Annotated in this window: 16 protein-coding genes; 5 read left to right on the top strand and 11 right to left on the bottom strand. The window is 74.8% G+C overall.

The annotated features are described in order from the left end of the window. Positions 1-100: 100 nt before the first annotated feature. From O7618_RS08270 to O7618_RS08235, 8 genes are read right to left on the bottom strand one after another with little or no spacing between them, the layout of a single operon-like run. Complete coding sequence (locus O7618_RS08270; RefSeq protein WP_278105404.1) at positions 101-1,348, bottom strand: beta-ketoacyl synthase N-terminal-like domain-containing protein; 1,248 nt, start codon at positions 1,346-1,348, stop codon at positions 101-103. Beyond that, positions 1,345-2,616 (bottom strand): beta-ketoacyl-[acyl-carrier-protein] synthase family protein, encoded by a 1,272-nt coding sequence (locus O7618_RS08265; RefSeq protein ID WP_278105402.1) that lies wholly within the window; start codon positions 2,614-2,616, stop codon positions 1,345-1,347. Before O7618_RS08265 ends, O7618_RS08270 begins: the two co-directional genes overlap by 4 nt. Continuing rightward, on the bottom strand, positions 2,613-3,023 hold the full coding sequence (locus tag O7618_RS08260; protein WP_278105401.1) for a cupin domain-containing protein: 411 nt from the start codon (positions 3,021-3,023) through the stop codon (positions 2,613-2,615). The genes O7618_RS08265 and O7618_RS08260 overlap by 4 nt, the downstream gene beginning before the upstream one ends. Then, entirely contained in the window at positions 3,020-3,730 is a 711-nt protein-coding gene (locus tag O7618_RS08255) for an SRPBCC family protein (protein WP_278105400.1), read from the bottom strand. Before O7618_RS08255 ends, O7618_RS08260 begins: the two co-directional genes overlap by 4 nt. Beyond that, positions 3,727-5,295, bottom strand: a complete 1,569-nt coding sequence (locus O7618_RS08250) for an acetyl-CoA carboxylase biotin carboxylase subunit (RefSeq protein ID WP_278105399.1) — start codon at positions 5,293-5,295, stop codon at positions 3,727-3,729. Before O7618_RS08250 ends, O7618_RS08255 begins: the two co-directional genes overlap by 4 nt. Beyond that, a complete protein-coding gene (accB, locus tag O7618_RS08245) occupies positions 5,295-5,771 on the bottom strand; it encodes an acetyl-CoA carboxylase biotin carboxyl carrier protein (RefSeq protein WP_278105398.1) in 477 nt (158 codons plus the stop codon). Before accB ends, O7618_RS08250 begins: the two co-directional genes overlap by 1 nt. Beyond that, complete coding sequence (locus O7618_RS08240; RefSeq protein WP_278105397.1) at positions 5,771-7,504, bottom strand: acetyl-CoA carboxylase carboxyltransferase subunit alpha; 1,734 nt, start codon at positions 7,502-7,504, stop codon at positions 5,771-5,773. The genes accB and O7618_RS08240 overlap by 1 nt, the downstream gene beginning before the upstream one ends. Continuing rightward, on the bottom strand, positions 7,501-7,830 hold the full coding sequence (locus O7618_RS08235) for a TcmI family type II polyketide cyclase (protein WP_278105396.1): 330 nt from the start codon (positions 7,828-7,830) through the stop codon (positions 7,501-7,503). The genes O7618_RS08240 and O7618_RS08235 overlap by 4 nt, the downstream gene beginning before the upstream one ends. Positions 7,831-8,248: 418 nt before the next feature. Here O7618_RS08235 and O7618_RS08230 point away from each other — a divergent pair, with 418 nt between their 5' ends. The 5 genes from O7618_RS08230 (at position 8,249) to O7618_RS08210 (ending at position 12,471) form a co-directional block, all read left to right on the top strand. Continuing rightward, positions 8,249-9,109: a BTAD domain-containing putative transcriptional regulator gene (locus O7618_RS08230; protein WP_278105395.1), complete on the top strand. Its 861-nt coding sequence runs from the start codon at positions 8,249-8,251 to the stop codon at positions 9,107-9,109. 98 nt (positions 9,110-9,207) lie between these two features. Further along, positions 9,208-9,555: a TcmI family type II polyketide cyclase gene (locus O7618_RS08225; protein ID WP_278105394.1), complete on the top strand. Its 348-nt coding sequence runs from the start codon at positions 9,208-9,210 to the stop codon at positions 9,553-9,555. A 220-nt stretch (positions 9,556-9,775) separates the two neighbouring features. Continuing rightward, a complete protein-coding gene (locus O7618_RS08220) occupies positions 9,776-10,735 on the top strand; it encodes a helix-hairpin-helix domain-containing protein (protein ID WP_278105393.1) in 960 nt (319 codons plus the stop codon). Positions 10,736-10,942: 207 nt separating this feature from the next. Beyond that, positions 10,943-12,145 (top strand): low temperature requirement protein A, encoded by a 1,203-nt coding sequence (locus tag O7618_RS08215; RefSeq protein ID WP_278105392.1) that lies wholly within the window; start codon positions 10,943-10,945, stop codon positions 12,143-12,145. 119 nt (positions 12,146-12,264) lie between these two features. Then, the gene (locus O7618_RS08210) at positions 12,265-12,471 is read left to right on the top strand and encodes a hypothetical protein (protein ID WP_091055994.1); all 207 of its coding nucleotides are present in this window, start codon (positions 12,265-12,267) and stop codon (positions 12,469-12,471) included. Positions 12,472-12,651: 180 nt separating this feature from the next. Here the strand turns inward: O7618_RS08210 and O7618_RS08205 are convergent, their stop codons facing one another. The 3 genes from O7618_RS08205 to O7618_RS08195 form a co-directional block, all read right to left on the bottom strand. Beyond that, entirely contained in the window at positions 12,652-14,748 is a 2,097-nt protein-coding gene (locus O7618_RS08205; RefSeq protein WP_278105391.1) for an amino acid transporter, read from the bottom strand. Between the two features lie 123 nt (positions 14,749-14,871). After that, a complete protein-coding gene (locus O7618_RS08200) occupies positions 14,872-15,642 on the bottom strand; it encodes a DUF5995 family protein (protein ID WP_091055989.1) in 771 nt (256 codons plus the stop codon). Positions 15,643-15,754: 112 nt separating this feature from the next. Continuing rightward, a complete protein-coding gene (locus O7618_RS08195) occupies positions 15,755-18,697 on the bottom strand; it encodes a LuxR family transcriptional regulator (protein WP_278105390.1) in 2,943 nt (980 codons plus the stop codon). Positions 18,698-18,729: the final 32 nt, after the last annotated feature.

Below are 18,729 nucleotides of genomic sequence, written 5' to 3'. Positions count from 1 at the left end.
GAGGCGAGACCGCACGGGCTGGTGGCCGGTCCGCTCCCGGCCGCCGCCGAGGGGCCGCGCGTCGGACCGACTCCCGACCGCCGCCTGGGCCCGCGTCGGATCAGCTCCCGGCGGCCGGCGGGGGCGCGGCGCCGCGCAGCACCAGCGCGCTGTTGAACCCGTCGAACCCGCGCGCCCCCACCAGCGCGATCCGGCTGCGCGGCGGGCGGGGCTCGCGCAGGAACGTCAGCTCGCATCCGGACGCCGGCTCGTCCGGGCCGGCGGAGACCGGCAGCACACCACGGGAGAACGCGAGCAGCGCGGTGGCCGCGTCCAACGCCGACGAACCCTGGTGCGCGCGGCCGGTCAGCGGCTTCTGCGTGGTCACCGGCGGCGGCCGGTCGCCGAAGACGGCCCGCAGCGCGCTCGCCTCGGCCCGGTCGTACGCCGGCACCCCGAGCGCGTCCGGCCAGATCACGTCCACGTCGTGCGGACGGACCGCGGCCCGGTCCAGAGCCAGCTTCAACGCGCGGGCGTAGTGCGTCGGGTCCGGCCCCTGCTCCGGGTCGGTGGGCGCGCCGTCGTGGGTGGCCGCCCAGCCGGTGATCTCCCCGTAGACCCGGGCGCCCCGGCCCAACGCGTGCCCCAGCTCCTCCACCACGAACACCGCGCCGCCCTCGGCCGGCACGTAGCCGCTGGCCGAGACGTCGAACGGCCGGTACGCACGCTGCGGGTCGGCGACGTCGCTGAGCAGCCCGGAGCGGAGCTGGCAGGCCAGCGCGTACGGGCTGAGCGGGCACTCGGTGGCCCCGGCGATCACCACGGGGGTGCCCCGCCGGACCGTGCGCACCGCGTGCGCCAGGCTGTCCAGCCCGCCGGCCGCCTCGGACACGGTCACCCCGGACGGGCCCTTGAACTGGTGCCGGATCGACAGCTGGCCGACGCTCGCCGCGTAGAACCAGGCGATCGACTGGTACGCCCCGACGGTGCGGGTCGGCCCGCCCCAGAGCCGTTGCAGCTCCCGCTGCCCGAACAGGTTGCCGCCGGACGAACTGGCCAGCGTCACCGCCCACCGGTACGGGTCGGGCGAGACGTCCGCCAGCCCGGCGTCGGTGAGCGCCAGCCGGGTGGCGGCGAAGCCGAGGTGGCTCCACCTGTCGGTCTGCACCCGCTGTCGGGCGTCGACGAACCCGGCCGGGTCGAAGTCGGCCACCTCGCCGGCCACCCGGGTCGGGTAGGACGCCGGGTCGAACAGCGTGATCGGCCCGGTGCGCCGGATCCCGGCCGACACGGTGGCCCAGTGCGCGTCCGACCCGACGCCGCTGGGCGCGACCACCCCGATGCCGGTCACCACCGCCCGGGCCGTCATGCCGGAACACCGACGAGGCGGCGGAACACCATCGCGGACTGGAAGCCGCCGAACCCGCTGCCCACCGAGAGCGCCACGTCCACCGGCACCTCCCGGGCCTCGTTCGGCACGTAGTCCAGGTCGCACTCCGGGTCCCGGGTGGTCCAGTTGGCGGTCGGCGGGACCACGCCGTACTCGATGGCCAGCGCGCAGGCGGCCATCTCGATCGAGCCGATCGCGCCCAGCGAGTGCCCGACCATCGACTTGATCGAGCTGATCGGCACCCGGTACGCGGCCGGGCCGAGCGCCCGCTTGAACGCCGCGGTCTCGTGCCTGTCGTTCTGCCGGGTGCCGGAGCCGTGCGCGCTGACGTACGACACGGCCGCCGGGGCGAGTCGGGCCTGGCGCAGCGCGTCGGTGATGGCCACCGCCATCTCCGCGCCGTCCGGGCGCAGCCCGGTCATGTGGAAGCCGTTGCTGCGGCTGGCGTAGCCGGCGACCTCGCAGTAGACGTGCGCGCCCCGGCGACGGGCGTGCTCGGCCTCCTCCAGCACCAGCACCGCCGCGCCCTCGGCGAGCACGAAGCCGTGCCGGTCGGCGTCGAACGGCCGGGAGGCGTGCTCCGGGTCGTCGTTGTCCGGGCTGGTGGCCCCGATCGCGTCGAACGAGGCGACGGTGACCGGGGAGATCGGCGAGTCGGCGGCCCCGGCCAGCACCACGTCCGCCTCGCCGTCGGCGACGAGTTGGTGGGCGTAGCCGATCGCGTCGATGCCGGAGGTGCAGCCGGTGGAGACGACCTGGGCCGGGCCGTGCAGGCCGTGCCGGCAGGCCACGTCGGCGGCCAGGCTGCTCGGGATCAGCGCCTGGTAGAGGTACGGCCCGCCGAGGGTGTGGTCGACCAGCCAGCGCCGGCCGGCGTCGCTGACCCGGACGTACTCCTGCTCCAGCGCCATGGTGCCGCCGACGGCGGTGCCCAGCACCACGCCGGACCGCTCCCGCGCGGCGTCGGTGAGCGTCAACCCGCTGTCGGCGAGCGCCTCGGCGGAGCAGGCGAGCGCGAACTGCACGTACCGGTCGGCGCGCTGCCGTTCCGCCAGGGTGATCCCGGCGGCGTCCGGGTCGAAGTCGCACTCGGCGGCGATCTGCGAGCGGAACGGCGACGGGTCGAAGAAGCTGATCCGCCGGGTGGCGGTCCGCCCCTCGGTGATCGTCTTCCAGAACCGGTCCCGGGTGGCGCCGCCGGGCGCGACCACGCCGACGCCGGTGACCACGGTGCGCCGGCCGGTCACGACGGCTCCCGTGGCGGTGGGGCGGCGCTCTCGGTGTCGACGTGGCCCAGTTCCGGGCGGGGCGCGAGCGGGCCGAGGTGGAAGACCACCTCGGCCGGCTCGTCGCCGGTGTTGCGTAGCCGGTGCCGGACGTCCTTCGGCACGTACAGCGCCTCCCCGGCGGCCACCGGCACCGGCGCGTCGTCCAGGTCGACGGTGATGGCGCCGCGCGCCACGTAGAGGAACTCCTCGCTGTACGGGTGGTAGTGCTCGGCGATCCGCTCCCCCGGCGCGAGCGTGGCGACCCCCATGAAGCCGGAGGTGCTGCCGACGGTCTTCGGGCCGAGCAGCACCCGCAGCTCCCCGCCGCGCCGCCGGTCGGCGGGGACGTCGCGCGCGGCGACCCGGGCCGTGGTGGTGTCGGTCATCGGGTGCCTCCCGCCGCGTACGCCCGCTCGATCTTCTCCTTGATCACGGCGAGCTGGACCGCGCTGTTGGTGTTGATCCGGTCGGTCATGCCGGCGTTGTCCAGCGGCGCGCCGGGTTTCATGGCGAAGTCCTGGGTCCAGGTCATCCGGGTGCCGTCGGGGATCTCCTCGTAGCGCCAGTGGATGCGCATGTACTCGAACGGTCCGGTCTCCACCCGCCGGGCGTGCACCTGCCGGGTGGTCGGGTCGGCGGTGCGTTCGCTGACCCAGCTCCACGCCACCCCGTTGTCGTCCGGGTGCATGGTGAGCCGGAAGCGGACCGTGTCGCCGTCGCGGTGCAGGATCTCGGCCACCGCGTACTCGGTGAACAGCTCGGTCCACCGGGCCACGTCGTTGGTGACGTCCCAGACCAGCGGCAGCGGCGCCGCGATGTCCACCGCGTTCTCGGTGTGCCCGGGCGGGTCCGCCCGGCGGGCGACCAGGTCGGCGACGCCGGCGATGCTGAGCCCGTCGGCCTGCTCGGGGATCTTCACCCGGTACCGGTCGGCCACCACCGCGGCGAGTTCGAGCAGCGCCAGCGAGTCCATGCCCAACTCCTCCAGGCTGGCCGCCGGCGCGCCGGCGGCGGCGTCCGGGTCCAGGCCGCAGTGCGTCACCAGGATCTCGGTGATCTCACCGGTCAGCGGGCGGTCGGGGGCGAGGGTCATCGGTTCCTCCAGGTGGTCGGGCCGGCGGCGGGCACGGCGGGAGCGGGGGTACGGGCGGCCGGGTCGGCCTCGGCGCGTGGGTCGGGCACGACGTGCGCCGTTCGGCCCCGCGGGCCGGCTCCGTCGGGTGGGCCGGACGGGGCGTGCGGATCCGTCGCGTCCCGCGGGCCGACACCGTCGGGCGGAGTGGTCGGGTCGGGCGGAGCTGTCGTGTCGGGCGGGGCGAGCAGGCGCTCGACCAGCCCGGTGGTGTGCCGGGCGGCCCGGAACGCGCTGTCGCGCAGCACCCGCCGGGCGAACGGGATGGTGGTGCGCACCCCGGGACCGGCCACGTCGAACTCGGCGAGCGCCCGGTCGAGCCGGTCCAGCGCGGCGTCCCGGTCCGGCGCCCAGACCGCCACCTTGGCCAGCAGCGAGTCGTAGTGCGGGCTGACCAGACAGCCGACGTGGCCGTGGGTGTCGACCCGGGTGAACGGGCCGCCGGGCGGCCGGAACCGGTCCAGCCGGCCGGGCGCGGGCGCGAAGTCGCGGTCCGGGTCCTCCACGTTGACCCGGCACTCGATCGCCACCCCGTGCAGCCGCACGTCGGACTGCCGTAGGCGCAGCGGGACGCCGGCGGCCACGTGCAACTGTTCGTGCACCAGGTCGATGCCGGTGACCATCTCGGTGACCGGGTGCTCCACCTGGATCCGGCAGTTGATCTCCAGGAAGTGGGCGCGTTCCGCGTCGTCGACCAGGAACTCGACGGTGCCGACGCCGGTGAAGCCGACCGACAGCGCGCCACGCAGGGCCACCTCGGCGAGCGTGTCCAGGGTGGCCGGTCGCAGCGCCGGCGCGGGCGCCTCCTCGATGAGCTTCTGGTGCCGGCGCTGCACCGAGCAGTCCCGGGTGCCCAGGTGCACGCCGTTGCCCTGGTCGTCGCAGAGCACCTGCACCTCGACGTGCCGGGCGTCGGCGAGGTAGCGCTCGACGTACACCCGGTCGTCGCCGAAGGCGACCTGCGCGGCGGCCCGGGTGCGGGCGTACGCGCGGGGCAGCTCGGCGGCCGAACGCACCACGGTCATCCCGCGCCCACCCCCGCCGGCCGCCGCCTTGACGATCACCGGATAGCCGACCTCGGCGGCGACCTCCTGGGCGTCGGCCACCGTCGGCGACGTCCGTACGCTGCCCGGCGGCAGCGGCAGGCCGGCCCGGCTCATCAACGCGCGGGCCGTGGACTTGTCCGCGAGCGCGGCCATCACCTGCGGCGGCGGGCCGACGAAGACCAGCCCGTTCTGGGCGCAGATCTCGGCGAAGTCGGCGTCCTCGGAGAGGAAGCCGTAGCCGGGGTGCACCGCCTGGGCGCCGGTCTGCCGGGCGGCCTCGACGATCGCCGCGGCGTTCAGATAGCTGCGCCGGCTGGCCGCCGGGCCGATCCGGACCGCCTCGTCGGCGAGCCGCACCGGCAGCGAGTCGGCGTCGGCGCTGGAGTGCACCACCACCGTCCGCACGCCGAGTTCCCGGCAGGCGCGCAGCACCCGCAGCGCGATCTCACCCCGGTTGGCGATCAGCACCTTGTCGAACATCAGGCGTCCGGTCCGGTGACCGGGTCCAGCGCGATCAGCGGCTGGTCGTACTCGACCGGTTTGCCGTCGGTGACAAGCACCTCGACCACCCGGCCGGCCTGGCCGGCGGTCACCTCGTTCATCAACTTCATCGCCTCCACGATGCCGATCACCTGACCCGGCCGGACCAGGTCGCCGACCGCCACGAAGGGCGCGGCACCGGGCTCCGGGGCGCGGTAGAACGTGCCCACCACCGGCGAGCGCACGGTCGGCCGATCCGCGGCGGGCACCGCCTCCGGGTCGGTCCGCGCCACCGGCTCGCCGGACGGCGACGTCTGCGCCCGGGGCGCCGGCACCGGGTCGTGCCACTCCACCTCCAGCGCCGCGTCGCCGCTGCGCAGCCGCACCCGGCGGACCGGGCCGGCCAGGTCGGCGACCAACCGGTGGGCCTGCCGGCGCAGCCCGTCCAGCACCTGTTCGGCTCCGTCGTCCGCCATCACGCCACCTCCGTCCGGCCGCCGGCCGGCGCGGCCCCACCCGGCACGGTCGTCGCCGGCAGGCCGACGGAGCGGGCCGCGCCGAAGCGGCGGAAGCGCTGACGGCGGCGGCGTACCAGGGCGGCCGGGGGCACCGTGAGCAGCGGGGCGAGGGTCGCCGCGACCGCCCGGCCCAGCAGCTCCGCGGCGCCCGCCGGGTCGCCGTGCGCGGCCGGGCGCGGCTCCGGCACCAGCTCGTCGACCACGCCGAGTCGACACAGGTCGGCGCCGGTCAGCCGCAAGGCGCGGGCAGCCTGCGGCGCGGCCGAGCTGTCCGGCCACAGGATCGCGGCGCAGCCCTCGGGGCTGATCACCGAGTACACCGCGTGTTCCAGCATGAGCACCCGGTCGGCCACGGCGAGGGCCAGCGCGCCGCCGCTGCCCCCCTCACCGGTGACCACCGCGACCACCGGTGTGGGCAGCACGCTCATCGCGAGGATGTTCTCCGCGATCGCGGCGGCCTGACCCTGCTGCTCGGCGGCCACTCCGGGGTCGGCCCCCGGAGTGTCCACGAGCGTCACCACCGGCAGCCGGAGCCGGGCCGCGAGCCGCATCAGGCGCAACGCCTTGCGGTGCCCGGCCGGTGAGGCCATTCCGAAGTTGCGGGCCACCAACTCGGCGGTGGTGTGCCCCTTCTGGTGGCCGATCACCATCACCGGCCGCCCGTCGAGGCGGGCCACGCCGCCGACGATCGCGGGGCAGTCCGCGCCGAGCCGGTCGCCGTGCAGCTCGACGAAGCCGTCGAACGCGGTCTCCAGATAGTCGAGAGTGGTCGGCCGGCCGGGGTGCCGGGCGGTGCGTACCGTCTCCCAGGGGTCGCGGGCCGCGCGCGCGAGGACGGGTGGCGCGGCGGGCGGGCGCGGCGCCGGCCGGGTCACCGGCGGACGGCGACCGGCCTCGGCGGCGGCGAGCAGCGCGCCCAGCCGCCCCCGCAACGCGTGTCGGGGCACCACCATGTCGACCTGCCCGTGCCGCAGCAGGAACTCCGCGGTCTGGAAGCCGTCCGGCAGCGCCGCGCCGGTGACCTGCCGGATCACCCGGGGGCCGGCGAAGCCCAGCCGGGCGCCACTCTCGGCGAGCACCACGTCGGTGTTGGTGGCGAACGACGCGGCCACCCCGCCGTAGGTCGGATCGGTGACCACACTGATCGTGAGCAGGCCCGCCTCGCGCAGCCCGGCGAGGGCCTGGCTGACGGTGGCCATCTGCATCAGCGACAGCGCGCCCTCCTGCATCCGCGCCCCGCCCGACGCGGTGACCAGCACCAGCGGGGTGCCGTCGGCGAGCGCCCGCTCGGCGGTGCGGGTGATCAGCTCCCCGACCGCGCAGCCCAGACTGCCGCCCAGGAAACGGAAGTCCATCACCGCCAGCGCGACCGGATACCCGCCCAGCCGGGCGGTGCCGCAGAGGACCGCCTCGTCCAGGCCGGTGCCGGCGCGGGCCGCGCCGAGCCGGTGCGGATAGGGCAACGCGTCGACGAAGTCGATCGGGTCGACCCGGACCGCCCGCTCCGGCAACGGGGTGAACGAGTCCGGGTCGACCAGTTGCGCCACCCGCTCCGGCGCGTCCAGCCGGGCGTGCGAGCCGCACTCCGGGCAGACGTCCAGGTTGCGGCGCAGCCGCTTGCGGTAGAGCAGCGAGGCGCAGCCGTCGCACCGCGACCAGAGCTGCTCGTCGCGGGGCGCGGTGGTGGTCACGGCCGCCGCCCGGCGTCGTACCGGTAGAAGCAGTGGGCCATCGCGTCGCGCGGTGAGCGCCAGGTCGGCAGGTACGGCGAGACATACGGCCGCAGCCGCTCGCTGATCCGCACGAACTCGGGATGTCCCCGGGCGTCCTCGACCGCGCCCTCGGTGGGCGTCTCGGTCTCCAGCAGGTGCACGTAGAGGTCGTGCAGCCGGTAGAGGGACCGGTGCCGCACGCCGACCAGGCCGGGCAGCTCGGTCGCGTCCGACTCGGCGAAGATCTCGGCGACCCGGTCCTCGGCGGTGGGCACCACCTTGGCGACGATGAGCGAACGGTCCATTCCGCGGCCTCCCCTGGTACGTCCCGGTGCGCGGCGGACCGGTCACGCCGCACGGATGGCTCAGGGTGCCGCCGACGGCGTCAACCCGCCGTCAACAGGCCACCACCGGGCCGCCGGGATGGTGACGCTGCGTTGACGCAAACTGTGCGTGAGCTATGCGAAGGTCCACTTCCACTTTCCGGTTGACGACACTTATTCGCAGATCAAAGGCGACTTACGAATCCGCTACGGAGCGTCAACGGCAGAGTGGGACGTTGACTGAGAGTAACAGACGTTGATATTCTGCGTGGCGATCGACCCGGCCACGGCGCGCGTCCGACCACCGTGGCGGTGACGTTCCGACACCGGAGTCGCGGGCGAGAAGATCCGGGCAGACAGGACAGTCGGGACCCAGATTCCCGGCGGTGGGGGGTGCGCCGTGTCCGGTGGATCGAGGATGCCGACGGCGGGAGACCACGCCCCCCGGGTGGCGCTGCGCCTGCTCGGCGGGTTCCAGCTGCTGCACGACGAGGTGCCGGTGGTGGTGCCCCGCGGCCTGCAACGCGTCATCGCGCTGATCGGGCTGCGCCCCGGGGCCACCCGCAGTCACCTCGCCGGTCTCCTCTGGCCCGAGAACCCCGAGGAACGGGCGCTCTCCTCGCTGCGGACCGCGCTCTGGCGGCTGCGCCAGGATCCGTGCTGCCCGCTGCGCACCGACGGCGACACCGTCCGCCTCGACCACACCGTCCGTCTGGACACCGACGAGTTGGTCGAGGCCGCCACCCGGGTCCGCGAGGGCGCGATCCCCCGCGGCGTCACCGGCGCCGGTCGGCACGACCTCCTCCCCGGCTGGTACGACGACTGGGTGCTGCTGGAGCGGGAACGGCTGCGCCAGTTGCGCCTGCACATGCTCGAGGAACTGGCCGGCAACCACCTCGTCGCCGGGCGCCACGGCGAGGCGCTGGAGGCGGCGCTGGAGGCGATGGCGGCCGAGCCGCTGCGGGAGACTCCGCACCGCCTGGTCGTTCGCATCCACCTCGCCGAGGGCAACGCGTTCGAGGCGGTGCACTCGTTCTACGTCTACCGGGACCTGCTCCTGCGCGAGCTGCGCCTGGAACCGTCCCCGGCCATGACCGCGCTGCTCGACGACACCCTCGCCCCGATCCGGCGGGCCAGTCGCCCGGAGCCGCGACCGCCTCGCGCCGGCCCGACCACCACCGCGGACGCCCCGCGCCGCCCGGCACCGCACCCGCGCGGCGCGACCACGCCACCCCCATCAATGCCCCGGGGTACGCCGTGACGGCGAGGTGACACCCGCACCACCACGGTAGGAGGCACGACGACCGCCGCCGCCCGGCCGGGGGCGACGCGGCGGCAGCGCGGCGGGAGGAGTCTGCGATGAGTCGACTGTTGGTGGTCAGCCGGATCGTGCCCGGCTCGCAGGGCCGGGTGGCGCAGATCTTCGCCGAGTCCGACGCGACCGAGCTGCCCCGGCTCACCGGCGTCCGGCACCGGTCGCTCTACTACCTGCACGACCTGTGCGTCCATCTGATGGAGACCGTCGACGTGGCTCCGGACGTGGCCGCCGAACTGCGCGACCACCCGCTCTACGAACACGTCAACGAGCGGCTGTCCGCGCACACCGCGCCGTACCTGCCGACCTGGCACTCGCCCCGCGACGCCGTGGCCGGCTGCTTCTACAGCTGGGACTCCGCCGACACCCACACGCCCGACCGGATCCGCTGACCGGGACGGGCCACCGACGGGGACGCCCCGGGACCGCGCACGGCACCAGGTCCCGGGGCGTCCTCCCGTACCCAGGGTCATCCGCCGACCACCGGGCGGCGCGGCCGGTCCCACGCCGGCGTCCCACCGCCCGACCTGCCTGTCGTCCCGCGCGCACGTGTGCGAAGCTGCCCCGAGCTTTCTCGTGACCATCGTGCACGTACATAGAAGGAGGTTGGCCATGCCGTCGAGCTTCGGGCAGTGGCTGCTCGTGATCCTGGCCCTGCTCATCGGAGTCGGTGTCGGCTGGGCGGTGTTCGGCCGCCGGACCGGCGCCGGCGCGTCGACGCCCACGGTGGAGGGTGCCACCGCCCCGACCACCGAGATGACCGCCACCGTCGACGACATCCGCCCGGCGGCGGTGGTCGACGAGACGCCGGCGCCCGCCGCGGTGACCGACCGACCGGCCGCGGCCGACGTGGACACCACCCCCGGGCCCGACCCCGACACCGAGCCGGCCGTCGTCACCGCCGAACCGGAACCGGCCCGCACCACGGCGGAGCCCCTCACCACCACCTCGGAGCCGGCCGTCACCACGCTCCCGCCGGCCAGCGGCACGACCGAGGCGAGCGCCGACACCGACGAGCCGGAGCCGGCCGTCGCCACGGCGGAGCCCGTCGCCACCGACGTGCCGCACCCGACGGAGACGGTCGACGCCGGGGAGCCGACCCGGGCCGAGCCGACTCCGGAGCCGGTGACCGAGCCGGTGACCGAGCCGGTGACCGAGCCGGAGCCCGTGCCCGCCGCTTCCGCGCCGGCCCCGGCCGACCCGACGCCGGCCCCGGTCGGTGCGGTGGCGGAGCCGGCCGAGAAGGCCGTCACCGAGCCGGTGGCCGCACCCGTCGTCCCGGCGCCCCGGACCTCGGGCGAGAACGACGCGCCGGCCGCGGCGGACACCGACGCCCCGGACGACTTCCGCCGCATCCAGGGCATCGGGCCGAAGCTGGCCGCCGCGCTCCAGGAGGCCGGCATCCGCACCTACCGGCACCTGGCCGACCTGGACGAGGCCACGTTGCGGGAGACCGTGAAGGCCGCCGGCCTGCGCGCCGCGCCCGGCCTGGCCACCTGGCCGCAGCAGGCCAAGGTGCTGGCCGGCGCCCGCGGCGAGGCCGAGCAGGTGCTCCCGGCGAGCGCCGAGTAGCCGTACCCGGCTCCGGGCCGGTGACGACCGACGGTCGTCACCGGCCCGCCGTGTCTCGGCCCCGACTCCGCCCGGCGGATCAGCTCGCCGATCCGGCGGCGCCGGCCGGAATGCCGGAAAGCCGACGGGCGCGCACTGGCGTCGCTACGGTCGGTGCAGGGGCGGGACGGCCCCACCGCACGGTCCCGCCACCGCAGGGAGCAGCTCGTGCCCACCGCGACACCGGAGCCGGTCGAGCCGCGGCCTCCGGTCCGCGATCCCGAGGCGCCGCGCCGGGTCACGCTGCTGGAACTCTTCTTCGACCTGGTGTACGTGGTGGCGCTCGCCCTGATCTCGCGCTACCTGATCGGCGGGGTCGGATGGGAACGGGCCGCCGAGTCGCTGATCATGTTGATGGCCATCTGGTGGACGTGGGCGATCACCACGCTGGTCACCGACCTCTACGATCCGCAGCGCGCCGAGATCAAACTGCTGGTGGTGGCGGTGATGTTCGGCGCGCTGCTGATGACCACCGCCATCCCGGAGGCGTTCGGCGCCCGTGGGCTGGTCTTCGCCGGCACGTACGTGGCGATCCATCTCGGACGCGGGCTGTTCCTCATGCCCACGGTCCGGCGCCACCCGCAGACCCGCCGCCGGGCCATCCGGATCTTCGTCTGGTTCGCGGTGTCGGCGGTGCCCTGGCTGGTCGGGGCGGTCGCCGCGCACGACACCGCCCGGACGTGGTTCTGGGCCGGCGCGCTGGCCATCGACTACCTGGGGTTCCGGCTCGCCTACCCGGTGCCCGGCCTGGGCTCCGTGCCGGACGCCCACCGCAAGGTGACCGCCGAGCACCTCTCCGAGCGCTACCAGCAGTTCTTCATCATCGCGCTCGGCGACGCGGTGCTGGTCTCCGGCACCGTGTTCAGCCTGCACCACTCCGAGGTGGAGAACATCGCCGCGTTCACCACCGCCTTCGCCACCACCCTGCTGCTCTGGCGCGTCTACGTGCACAAGTCCGGTGAGCTGCTGCCGCACGCCATCGCGCGGTCGAGCCAGCCGAGCAAGTTCCTGAACACCGCGCCGTACACCCACCTGCTGATGGTGGCCGGGGTGGTGACCACCGCGGCCGGCTTCGACCTGGTGTTGCTGGAGCCGACCGGGCACACCCCGCCGGCCTGGCTGGCGGTCATCCTCGGCGGGCCGGCGCTGTTCCTGACCGGCCGGGCCGCCTTCGAGTACGAGGTGTTCAGCCGCGTGTCGTCGTCCCGCCCCGGCGGCGTGCTGGCGCTGCTCTGCGTCGCGCCGGCGCTGCTCTTCCTCGCCCCGGTGTACGCCTCGCTCGGGGCCATGCTGGTGCTGGCCGGGGTGGCCGGCGCGGATCACCTGCGCAGTCGGGGTCGCCCACCCGAGCAACCGATGCCGCCACACTGAACCGACCACCGGTAATCGGAATCGGCCGCGTGTCGCGGCGGCGTGCCGTTTGGCGGATCACCCGCACGGGGTACATGGCCTCCACCTCGAATCCACCACAACCCCAGTGGAGGCAACTGATGCGCGGCACCTCGATATTCGGCGTCCTGGTCGTCATCTGGCTCATCATCGGCGCCATCGCGGCCGGGCAGCGCGGCTACTACGGCAACGACGAGACCAACTGCGCGGAGGCGGGCACGATCCTGGTCACCATCGTGGCCGGCCCGCTGAACTACATCGGCGCCAACCCGAAGATCGACTGCAAGCTGCCGGAGCCGTCCAAGTAGGCCGCCGCACCCCGCACTTCCCCCGGCCCGCGCCCGCCCCGCGAGCGCGGGCCGTTCCGTGCTCCACGTTCACCTCGCCACTCCCGCTCCGCCGTCCTAGGAGGCTGGGTTATCGGCGCCGGCGTGAGAAGGGGCCCCTTCTCTACCGGAGGCGTTAACAGGGGGACCCTCCTTACCCCCTCACCCGCCGACGTGGATGCCCGGCCGGCGGATGGGGTCGGGCTCGGACTTGCGGATGATCTCGCGGACCACCGGCGGGGTGTCCCCGCGCCCGAGGATCAGATAGCGCAGCAGATGCGCGATCGGGTTCCCCTCCGACCACTCGAAGTGGCAGTGCGGCCGGACCCCGGTGGCGTCACGCAGCGCGAGCAGGATCGCTGCGATCGCGTTCGGCGCGGCCGGGCTGCGGGCCCGCAGGATCCGGTAGTCGCCCACCTCCACCCCGTGCACCCGCAACACGTCGCTGAACTGCGACGGATCGCTGATGTCGATCTCCAAGAAGATCACGTCGGCGGCGCCGGGCACCGGGTTCATCGACCGCTGGGCCCGCTCCTTGACCCGGTACTCCTTGACCGACCCGCTCTGCCGCTTGTTGGCGATCAGGTGCAGCCGCCCGTCCCGGGCGGCCGACTCGTCGACGAAGCGGCGGGCCGGCCCGTCGAACTCGATCCGTTCGGCGCGCAGCTCGGTGGTCCGGGTGACCCGGGAGATCAGCGAGACCGCGACGATCCCGGCGATGAAGAACCCGGAGATGGTGATGCCGTCGGGCTTCTCCACCACGTTCTCCGCGAGCGCGTACAGCAGCACGGCGGTGAGCAGCGCGAACCCGGCGGCGGCCACCCGGTGCCGGGCGCGCAGCGCCGAGATGGTCACCGCGATCGCGCCGGAGACCATCATCGCCAGGATCCCGGTGGCGTACGCGCCGGCCTGGGCGTTGACGTCGGCGCGGAACGCGACGGTGATGGCGATGCTGATCGCGGTGTAGACCAGCACCACCGGCCGGACGGCCCGCCCCCACTCCGGCGCCATCCCGTACGACGGAAGGTAGCGCGGCACGATGTTGATCAGCCCGGCCATCGCCGAGGCGCCGGCGAACCAGAGGATGAGCACGCTGCTGATGTCGTAGACGGTGCCGAAGGCCTCGCCGAGGCGCTCGTGCGCCAGGTACGCCAACGCCCGGCCGTTGGCCGGGCCGCCGGGGGCGAACGCGTCCGGCGGGATCAGCACGATGGTGACGAACGTGGTCGCGACCAGGTAGACCGACATGATCAGCGCGGCGGTGGTGAGCAGCCGCCGGGTGCTGCGGATCCGGGCGGCCAGCCGCCGTTCCGGGTCCTCGCCGTCGCCCCGGACCAGCGGCATCATGCTCACCCCGGTCTCGAAGCCGGACAGGCCCAGCACCAGCAGCGGGAAGGCCAGCACGCTGGTGGCCAGCACGTCGCCGGCGCCGCCGACCCGGGTCAGCCGGCCGGTCCAGTCGCCCAGCACCCCCGGGTCGGCGGCGACGTCGGCCAGGCCGGCGACCACCACCACCGCGTTCAACGCGAGGAAGACCGCCACCAGCGGGATGGCGACCTGCACGGCCTCGCTGAAGCCGAGCAGGAACACGCCGCCGAGGACCAGCAGCAGCACCACGGTGACCGCCACCGCGGCGGTGGCGTCGTGCGGGAACGACCGGGGCAGGATCGGGTTCTCCAGCAGGTGCACGCTGGCGTCGGCGGCGGAGAGCGTGATCGTGATGATCCACGAGGTGGCCACGAAGCCGAGCAGCACCAGCACGAAGACCTTGCCCCGCCAGAACGGCAGCAACCGCTCCAGCATCGCCACCGAGCCCTGCCCGTGCGGGCTCTCCCGGGCCACCCGCCGGTACATGGGCAGCATCCCGAGCAGGGTCAGCGCCACGATGAGCAGGGTGGCCAGCGGGCTGAGCGCGCCGGCCGCGACGGCGGAGATGCCCGGCAGGTAGGACAGGGTGGAGAAGTAGTCGACGCCGGTCAGGCACATCACCTGCCACCACGGGTGCGACCGCGTCTGGTGTTCCCGCACCTCCGGGCCGACCGGTTCGACCCGGTGCTGGAACAGCCAGCGGTGCAGCCGGTCGGCGGGCACCGCCGGGCGGGCCGGGGTCTCCACCCGCTCCGGCAGCGCGCACGGGGCCCGGCCGGCCCCGTCGCCGGGCTCGGCGTGGCGACCGGCCCGGGCCGCGGCGGCGGCGTGCGCCTCGCGGCGCCGGTCCCGCGTACGCCGGGGCTGCTCCCCGTCCCGTGCCTGCGCCATGCCCCGACGGTAGGCGGTACCCGGGTCGCGACCCGGCGGAATGCCGATCGAACCAGCGACGAGGGGGACGGCGTCCCCGTGTCCCGCGCCGGGACGGCGGGACACGGGGACCCCCCGTCCCGGCTACTGCAGGAACGCCCCCAGGGGCGACAGCAGCAGCCGGCCGAGCAGCGCGGCGTTGTCGTCCAGCCGCGTCCGCTCACACTCGCGGGCGTCCGGGTCGTGGCGGCAACGCCAGATCTTCTGCGCGTTGCGCCACGCCACGTTACGGGTGTATTCCACCAGTTCGCCCTGGTACCAGTCGTCGATGTCGCCGTTCACCATGTCGATCATGAGCTGCCAGTGGTCCAGGTAGCCCCGCCGCAGTTCCGGGATCCGCTCGGCGAAGATCTTGTTGATCTCCAGGTAGTCGCGGTGCTGGTCGCTGCCGTCGACCGGCTCCGACTCCAGGCTCTCCAGCGTGGTCACCAACGCGAACGGCAGGTCGTAGTTGATGTGCGCGTTGACGCCCGCGGCGGCCGACGGCAGCGGTCGGGCGTCCGGGCCACGCATCCGCTTGAACAGGCACGACCAGGCCCGCGGCGTGCTCGGGCTGGAGTCGGTCCAGAACCGCAGCGCCTCGAAGTAGCGCGCGGCGAAGTCCACGTCCAGCCGGGCCAGGAACGCCGGGTCGACGAACCGGTCCTCGTAGAGACCGTCCAGCACGGTGCTGGTGATGACCAGGTAGAGCTTGTTGAAGTCGGCGAGCGGGCAGCTCGCCTCCAGCGGCGGGAGCCGGACCAGCAGGTCCTGCAGCTTCGTCAGATGGTCGACGACCGCCGGCACGTCGGCGGGGTGGTCGGCGAGCAACCCGACGATGTCCTGGTGCACGGGACCCCAGACCGGTTCGGTCATCTCTCCTCCACGATGGTCGGCGTCCCCCACGACGCCACCCGATGCCGCCCGACAGCCTGTCAGCCGCCGTGGGCGGGCCGGATCAGTAGAACGACGTATAACCGACGTACGTCTATTCCGGCCGGTTGCGCAGGAAGATCGCGCTGGCCTGCACCCGCGTGCGGACCTGGAGCTTGTCGAAGATGTGCGACACGTGCACGCCGATGGTCCGCTCGCTGATGAACAGCCGCTGGCCGATCTCCTTGTTCGTCAGCCCCTCGGCGACCGCGGCGAGCACCTCACGCTCCCGCGCGGTCAGCACCGCCAGCTCGTCCACCGCCGGGGCCGCGGGCGCCGTCGCCCGCGGTCGGGGCACCGGCGCGGCCGACGGCGCGTCCTCCAGGGTGACCCGGGCCCGACCGGCCAGGGTACGGATCTCCGCGCTGAGCGGCACCGCGCCGAGCGACTGCGCCATCGCGTGCGCGTGGCGCAGCAGCTTGCCGGCGGTGGCCACCCGACTGCGCCGGGCCAGCAGCGCCTCGGCCTGCCGCAACCGCGAGTACGCCGCCGGATAGGGGTGGTTGCGCCGGTCCCACTCGGTGGCCGAACGGGCCCACAGCTCGGGGTCGCCCCGACCGTCGTCGAGCCGGCTCAGCTCGGCGTCGCAGAGCGCCAGGAAGCCGTCGGCCACGTAGCGCACCGGGGCGCCGGCCTGACCGCTCTTGCGGATCACCCGGTCGATCGCCTCGCGCAGCCGGCGCACCGCGGTCGGGTCCACCTCGACCGTGCGGCTGGCCGCCGCCTCGGCCTCGGCGCGCAGCCCGTGCCAGGCCAGCGTGGCCAGCACGATCACGTCGTCCGAGCGGCTCTCGGTCAGGCCCCGCTGGACGGCCTGTCGGGCCAGGTCGTGCCGGCCCTGCCACATGAACAGACCGGCGCGCAGGATCAGCATCGGCAGCACGTGCCGGGCGCCGCCGCCGGCCAGCACCGTGGCGACCGCCTCCAGGTCGCGGTCGGAGGCCTCGACGTCGCCGTACCCGACGGAGAGCCGGCAGCGGGCCAGCAGCAGCTCGACCGCGTCCGCGCCGGACGGCCGGTGCCGCAGCGCGGCGGCGACGACCTTCTCCGCCTCGGCCCACTGCCCCACCCGGAACAACCCGTTCGTCGCGACCGCCAGCAGCCGGGTCTCCCAGGTGCGGCCGAGGCCCAGCTCGGCGACCCGCTCGGCGCCCCGGCGGGCCACCACCACCCCCTCCTCGAGGATGTTCAGCGGCCCGGTGAGCAACTCGGCGAGGTGCAGGTAGGCGCAGGCCACGTCCTCCGGCCGGCCGGAACGTTCGGCGGTCTCCAACGCCCGGCGCATCACCGCCAGCCCGGCGGTCGGATCCTCCAGGAACGCCTCGCTGAAGCCGAGCGCGGCGCTGGCCAGCACCACCTCCGAGGTGGAGCCGGGGACCTCGGCGGCCAGGTCGAGGGCCTCCCGGGCCTGCTCGCCGGCCTCGGCGTAGCGGCCCAGGTGCAGCAGCAGCTCGGCCAGCCGGGCGGCGGCGGTGCACCGCTCGCGCGGCGTGCAGTCGGCCGAGGCCAGCACCCGCCGGTATTCCTCCTCGGCCGGGGCGGAGCGGCCGGCGGCGGCCAGGTAGCGGGCCCGCCGGATGTGCAACGCGCAGGCCGGCGGGCCGGCCGGGTCGGCGGACAGCTCCTCCAGCAGGGTCAACGCGCGGGCGTGCTCTCCACTGTGGTGCGCGGCCTCGGCGGCGTGGCTGAGCAGTTCGACCCGGTCCACCTCGACCGGCTCGGGCGGCCGGCTGCCGTCCAGCGGCACCGGGGTCGGGGTGGCCGCCAGGGTCAGCGCGGCGGACCAGTGGCGGTGCGCCTCGGCGTACCCGTGCAGCCGTTCCGCCTCGCGGGCGGCGGTCATCGTCGCCGGCAGCGCGCGGGCCGGCTCACCGGCCTGCCGCCAGTGGTGGGCCAGCCGGGCCTGGTGCAGCTCGGCCGGGGCGGCGGTGAGCGCCTCGGCGTAGCGGCGGTGCAGCGCGGCCCGCTCGGCGGGCAGCAGCTCGTGGGCCAGGATCTCGGCGACCAGCCGGTGCCGCAGCCGGTAGCCGTCGTCGGCGCCGACCAGCAGACGGTGCGCCACCGCCTCGCGCACCGCGTCGAGCAGCTCGTCCTCCGGCAGGCGGACCACCTGGGCCAGCAGCCAGTGCTCGACCGGCTCGACGCCGGCGGCGACCGCCTGCACCACGGCGTCCGCGGGCTGCGGCAACGCGTCCACCCGATCCAGGAAGACCTCGCGCAGCGTGTCGGAGAGGCCGTCGCGGCCGTCGCGCCGGTCCCGGGCCAGCTCCTCCACCACAAACGGGTTGCCGCCGCTGCGCTGCCACATCTGGTCGGCGGCCTCCGGCGGCAACGGCGCGCCGACGACGGCGGCGGCCAACTCGTCGGTGCCGGCCCGGTCCAGCGGGAGCAGGTCCACCACCCGCACCGACCGCAGGCGGCGCAGCTCGGTGAGCACCCGGCGCAGCGGGTGCGCGCCGCGCAGCGACTCCGCGCGGATCGCGGCGAGCACGGACAACTGCAGGTCACCCAGGCCGGCGAGCAGATAGAGCAGGAGCTGGCGGGTGCTCCGGTCGACCCACTGCAGGTCGTCGAGGACGAGCACGAGCGGCCGGCCGCCGGCGACCAGGTGCAGCCCCTGGGCGACCCGCTCCAGCAGCGCGCCCGCGCCGTCCGGCCCCGGGGTCTCCTCGTCGAAGACCTGCAGCAGGCCGCGGACCGCCGAGGTGGTGCGCGCCTCGGCCAGGTCGGCGTCGAGGCGGCGCAGCGCCTGGCGCACCGGATGCAGCGGCGAGGCGTCGCCGATGTCGAGGCAGGAGCCGGTGAGGACCAGGGCGCCGGCCTGCCGCAGTCGCTCGCCCACCTCGCCGAGCAGTCGGGTCTTGCCCACCCCGCTCTCGCCGGTGAGGAACACCGCCGCGGTCTGCCCGGGGGCGACGTCGTCGAGCAGCGCCGACCGCAGTGTCGCCACGGTCCCGGTGCGGCCGACGAGCGGTGCGGTGTCCGGATCGCTGGCCATGGACGCAGCCTAGTCACAGGTCCCCGCACCGT

It is taken from the genome of Micromonospora sp. WMMD980 (assembly GCF_029626035.1).
In the GTDB taxonomy this organism is placed as follows: Bacteria; Actinomycetota; Actinomycetes; order Mycobacteriales; family Micromonosporaceae; genus Micromonospora.
This window is presented reverse-complemented; position numbering and strand designations above follow the sequence as displayed.